Origin of the sequence: Saccharomonospora iraqiensis subsp. paurometabolica YIM 90007, from assembly GCF_000231035.2 — a bacterium.
Classification (GTDB): Bacteria; Actinomycetota; Actinomycetes; order Mycobacteriales; family Pseudonocardiaceae; genus Saccharomonospora; species Saccharomonospora paurometabolica.
Genome location: NZ_KI912247.1, coordinates 31,099 through 36,373, shown reverse-complemented (window position 1 = coordinate 36,373; position 5,275 = coordinate 31,099). Strand labels below are relative to the sequence as shown.

The following is a 5,275-nucleotide window of genomic DNA, read 5'->3' as shown; positions in this document are numbered from 1 at the left end:
GACTCCCCTCCGGCGACGACGTGCTCCCCCGCGACCCACACGTCGGTGACCCGGCGGGAGCCCGCCGCCCAGACCAGATTCGCCAGCAACTGCTCATCCGCGACGTCGATCCCGGTGGCGAAAGCCGGGTCGTCGGTGTCGATGTGCACCACGTCGGCCCAGCGGCCCGGCTCCAGCGCGCCGAGGTCGTCGCGGCCGAGTGCCCGGGCCCCACCGCGGGTCGCCAGCAGCAGCGAGTCGGCGGCCGTCACCGCGGTGGCGTCCTGTGTGGACACCCGGGCGAGCATCGCGGCGAGCTGGACCTCCTCCCACAGGTCGAGGTCGTCGTTGCTGGCGGGACCGTCGGTGCCGAGCCCGACGGCCACCGACTCCGACCGCAGCCGCGGCAGGCGGGCGATGCCGGAGGCCAGTTTCGAGTTCGACCCGGGACAGTGCGCGACCCCCGCGCCCCGCGCGGCGAGCAGTGCGATGTCCGCATCGGACAGATGTACGCCGTGCGCGGCGACGACCCTGCCGTCGAGCATTCCCACCGTGTCCAGCAGCGCGGGCACCGACCCGTGTGCGGCGCGTTGGTCGGCGTCCTCGTCGGCGGCCTCGGCCACGTGGATCTGCACGAGGGCGCCCCGGTCCGACGCCGACTTCGCGATCTCGTGCAGGGCCTCGGCGGGCAGCATGTACGCCGAGTGCGGCGCATAGGACAGCTCGATCCGCTCACCGGGCCCGAAGCGCAGGCCGTCGGCGTCGATCCAGCGGTCCGTGTCGGCCAGCATCGCGCGCCAGTCGAGCCCGGGCAGGTCGATGATCGGCCCTCCGACGACCGTCCGTGCCCCCGTGGCGAGCACGGCGTCGGCCACCTGCCCGGCGTGGAAGTACATCTCCGCGCTGGTGGTCACCCCGCGGCGCAGCATCTCGACCGAGCCGAGCAGCATCCCGGCGCGCACGTCCGCACCGCGCAGCTTCGCCTCGGCGGGCCAGATCACCTCCCGCAACCAGCGCAGCAGCGGCAGGTCCCCGCCCATGCCGCGCATCAGCACCATGGGGCTGTGCGCGTGCGCGTTGACCAGGCCGGGCAGCAGGATGCCGGACAGCTGTCGCACCGTGCCCGGCGCGGCGGGGGCCGCCTCGGCCGGGCCGCAGTGGGTGATGCGACCGGTGTCGTCGATGTCGACGACACCGTCCCGCACGACGGAGCAGGCGGGATCGGCGGGGAACACGACGGGAGCCCGGAGCCGGTGGGTCATACGGGGAGATCCTAATGCTCTCCCGCGGCGTCCATGACGCCGTTGCGCCAGGCCCAGGCCGCGATCTCGACCCGGTTGCGCACCCCGAGCTTGTGCTGCACCGAAGCCAGGTGCGTCTTCACCGTGGACAGGGACATGTACAGCTCGCCGCCGATCTCGCCGTTGGTGAGGCCGCGCGCCGCGGCCCGCGTCACGTCGAGCTCCCGGTCGGTGAGCGGTTCCGGGGACGCGTCGGCTCCCCGTGCCGTGCCGCCCGGGCCACCGGCGCCGCCCGCGAAGTGCCGCAGCAGCCGGACGGTGACCTGCGGGGAGACGAGGGCGTCCCCGCGTGCCGCCGCGCGCACCGCCTCCACCAGCAGGGCCGGCCCCGCGTCCTTGAGCAGGAATCCCGAGGCACCGTTGTCCAGCGCGGAGTGGACGTACTCGTCGAGGTCGAACGTGGTGACCACGACGACCTTGAGCGGGTCCGCGACGTCCGGCCCGGCGAGCCGCCCGGTGGCCTCCAGCCCGTCGATGCCGGGCATCCGGATGTCCAGCAGGCACACGTCGGGCCGCAGTTCGCGGGCCCGGCGGACGGCCCCGACCCCGTCGGCGACGTCCGCGACCACCTCGATGTCGTCCTGGGCGTCCAGGATCATCCGGAAACCCGCGCGCACCATGTCCTGGTCGTCGGCGATCAGCACCCGGATCACTGCCCGTCCTCCCTCTCGGCCCCGGTGGGCCCCGCCGCGAGCGGGATCCACGCCCGCACCCGCCATCCGCCGTCGTCGGCGGGGCCCGCGGACAGGCTGCCGCGCAACAGCTCCACGCGTTCGCGCATCCCGACGAGACCGTATCCGGACTCGTCGGTGGGCCCGTCGACGCCTCCGGTGCCGTCGTCGGCGATCTCCACGGACAGGGTGTCGGCGGTCGTGCACGCCCGCACCGTCACCGCGGTGGCCCCGGTGGCGTGTTTGCCCACGTTCGTCAGGGACTCCTGCACCAGCCGCAGCGCCGACCGCGCCACCTCGCCGGGGAGGTCGGCCGGGAGGTCGAGTTCGGCGGTGGTGGGCACGCCGTGGTTCGCCGAGTCGATCAGTGTGCGCAGATCCGCCGCCGGATCCGTGGTGGCCCGCGCGCTGAACCCGCCCGCGCCCGCCTGCGCCTGTTCGCGCATGCTCCGCACCAGGCGGCGCATGGCGGTCATCGCGTCGGTGCCCGCCCGTTCGATCCCCTCCAGCGCGTCCACCGCCGCGTGCGGGTTGTGCTCGGCGACCACCCGGGCGGCCTGGGCCTGCACCACGATCCCGGTGACGTGGTGCGCGACGACGTCGTGCAGTTCCCGGGCCAGCGCCATCCGCTCTGCGGTCTGGGCGTCGTGGACCGCGGTGGCCAGGGTCCGGGCGCGGTCGGTGTCGCGGGCGCGCAGGAACAGGCCGAACGCCACGGCGAGGCCGAGCAGCAGCGACGCGCCGACGAACAACGTGCGCAACGGCGGGGCGTCGTCGAACATCGTGTGGAGCACGGCCACCGCGGCCACCACGGCGCTCATTCCGCCGATGAGCATCCCCGCCCGCCGGGGCGGAGTCAGGCGCACCAGCGCGACCACCACGACCACGCCCGCCGCGACCTGCCCGTACGGCACACCACCGGTAGCCGGGTAGACCGAGGGACCGAAGGTTCCCCGGCCGACGACGACCCCCGCGACGACGGTGGTGGCCGTCAGCACGGTGCCGAACAGCACCGCGGCCCGGACCGGACGCCGGACCGCGGTGACCGCGCCGGCCGCCCCCGCCAGCGAGAACGGGAACAGTACCGCGGTGGGCGGAGCCTGGACCGAGAAGGACATCAGTTCGAGGAACAACCCTCCGGCGAGCACGCCCACGGCGGGCCACTGTTCGCGCAGCAGGGTGCCGACCCGACCCGGTCGCTCCGTCGTGCGAGCGCGCCCCACCACACCGGCGGCCACGGTGATTACGAGCAGCACCGAACCCGCCAGCAGGGTCTCGTCGAGGGAGAAACCGGGCACCGACCGGTCGCGCAGTCCCACGCTGAACAGCGTGCTCAGCACCAGTGCCCCGCCCGCGAACACCGCGTCGAGCGTGGGGAGCGCGCGGACGCCGTGGTACAGCAGCACGAGCCCGGCCACGGTCTCGGTGACGGTGATCCCGTGGAGCAGGGCGGTGTAGGAGGCCGCCTCGACGCCGGAGATGAGCGCGCTGGAGGCCACCAGGACGGCCGATCCGGCCCACGCCGACCGTGCGGGCCGTGCCGGGGCGGCGAGTGCGCACGCGGTGAGACCGGCGATCCCGGGCAGCAGCCACAACTCGGAGCCGCGGAGTCCGCTCCCGTCGAACCCGGCGGTGCTGATGATCAGTACGTCGACGAGCAGGGCGGCCACCAGCACCGCCCCCGGCGGGCCGAGGCGGGACAGGGCGGTGGTGAGCCGCGTGCTCCGGGTCGTTACCACGTCGGACGACGGTAGAGCAGGCGGTGGTTCGGCCCAGCGGCCGTGGGGCCGAGGGCGGCTCGGCCGATCGGCCGATTTCCGGGCCCGGGTTCCGGGCCGTCCGTCCGACGCGGTCGGCCCCGAACCCGGGAGAGGGTTCCTGCCATGGTTTTCGGGAGGAACACGACGATCCCGGTGGGCGGAGCGGACACCGGTGCGAATCCGGGCCGACCACCGGTGCCGACCGGGGCGTCCGCACCGGCACTGGCCGGGCGGGGACTGGTCAAGACCTACGGCACCCAGCGGGCGCTCGACGGGGTCGACATCGAGATCGCCCCGGGCGAGGCGGTGGCCGTGGTCGGTCCGTCCGGGTCGGGGAAGTCGACGTTGCTGCACGTGCTCGCGGGCATCCTGCCCGCCGACGCGGGCGAGGTGTTCGCGGGCGGGACGAGGATCGACGACGCGTCCGAGACCGCGCGCAGCGAGCTGCGCCGCACCCGGTTCGGGTTCGTCTTCCAGTCCGGGATGCTCGTGGCCGAGCTGACCGCCGAGGAGAACGCCGCCCTGCCGCAGCTGCTGGGCGGTCTCGGGCGGGGCGCGGCGCTGGCCACCGCCCGCGACCGGCTGGGCCGGCTGGGACTCGCCGGCAAGGAGAGGCACCGGCCCGGCGAGCTCTCCGGTGGTGAGGCGCAGCGGGTCGCCATCGCCCGGGCCCTCGGGCACCGGCCGAACGTGATCTTCGCCGACGAGCCGACCGGTGCGCTGGACTCGCGTACCGGAGGGGAGACGATGCGCGCGCTGCTGGACTCCGCGGCCGGGACCGGGGCGGCCGTGGTGGTGGTGACCCACGACCGGGATCTGGCCGCCTCGCTGCCGCGGACGGTGACCATGCGCGATGGCCGGATCGACGGGGTGCGCGGCAGTGTGGCCGGGGTGGTGTCGTGAACGCGTTCCGCCTCGCCCTCCGGGTGTTGCGCGGGGACCGGCGCACGCGGATGTCGGCGATCCTCACCGCGGCCGGAGTCGCGGTGGCCACGGCACTGACGCTGCTGCTGGTGTCGTTGCCGGGTGCCACCGACGCGCGCGCCGACCGGATCGCGTGGCAACAGCCCGTGTACGGGACGGCGCAGGAGGACGCGACCCTGGCGCTGGCCGCGGGCAGGGACTACCACCAGGGGCGGCGCATCGTGCGCGTGGACGTCGCGGCCCTCGTCGATCCGGCCCGGATCACCCTGCCCGACGGAGTCGATCGGCTTCCCGGACCCGGAGAGGTGCTGTTCTCGCCCGAACTGGCCGAACTGGTGGCCGACACGCCCGGTCCGGAGCTCGGTGACCGGTACGGCCGCGAGGTCGTCGGCACGCTCGGCCCCGGGGCGCTGACCGATCCCGGGCAGCTCGTCGCGGTGGTGGGGCACGCCGGCACCGACCTGCCCCCGTCCCTGTCCATGGCCAGGCAGGACGGCTTCGCCACCTCGGCATGGGCGCGGGACGCGACGCTGGACGTCCTCGCGGTGGTCGGTGTGGTGGTGCTGGTGGTGCCCAGCCTCGTGCTGGTCGCCTCGGCCGCCCGGCTGACCGCGGCGCGCCGGGAGGCCCGGCTCGCCGC

The 5,275-nt window shown here is 74.8% G+C and carries 4 protein-coding genes and 1 pseudogene; 2 read left to right on the top strand and 3 right to left on the bottom strand.

All coding sequences use genetic code 11. The annotated features are described in order from the left end of the window. From SACPADRAFT_RS27815 to SACPADRAFT_RS0214410, 3 genes are all read right to left on the bottom strand, one after another. The coding region (locus SACPADRAFT_RS27815; RefSeq protein WP_007026363.1) for an amidohydrolase family protein at positions 1 to 1,241 on the bottom strand (1,241 nt) is incomplete at its 3' end. Positions 1,242 to 1,252: 11 nt separating this feature from the next. Further along, positions 1,253 to 1,933 (bottom strand): response regulator transcription factor, encoded by a 681-nt coding sequence (locus SACPADRAFT_RS0214415; RefSeq protein ID WP_007026362.1) that lies wholly within the window; start codon positions 1,931 to 1,933, stop codon positions 1,253 to 1,255. Beyond that, entirely contained in the window at positions 1,930 to 3,690 is a 1,761-nt protein-coding gene (locus SACPADRAFT_RS0214410; protein ID WP_007026361.1) for a sensor histidine kinase, read from the bottom strand. Before SACPADRAFT_RS0214410 ends, SACPADRAFT_RS0214415 begins: the two co-directional genes overlap by 4 nt. 144 nt (positions 3,691 to 3,834) lie before the next feature. Between SACPADRAFT_RS0214410 and SACPADRAFT_RS0214405 the strand changes: the two genes are divergently transcribed. Further along, positions 3,835 to 4,614: an ABC transporter ATP-binding protein gene (locus SACPADRAFT_RS0214405; protein ID WP_007026360.1), complete on the top strand. Its 780-nt coding sequence runs from the start codon at positions 3,835 to 3,837 to the stop codon at positions 4,612 to 4,614. Next, positions 4,611 to 5,275, top strand: a pseudogene (locus tag SACPADRAFT_RS27810) (ABC transporter permease); the annotation flags it as partial. The gene SACPADRAFT_RS0214405 and the pseudogene SACPADRAFT_RS27810, both read left to right, overlap by 4 nt.

Coding starts and splice junctions, on each gene's coding strand:
- SACPADRAFT_RS0214405 (WP_007026360.1), top strand. CDS start 3,835: ATGGTTTTCGGGAGGAACACGACGATCCCGGTGGGCGGAGCGGACACC.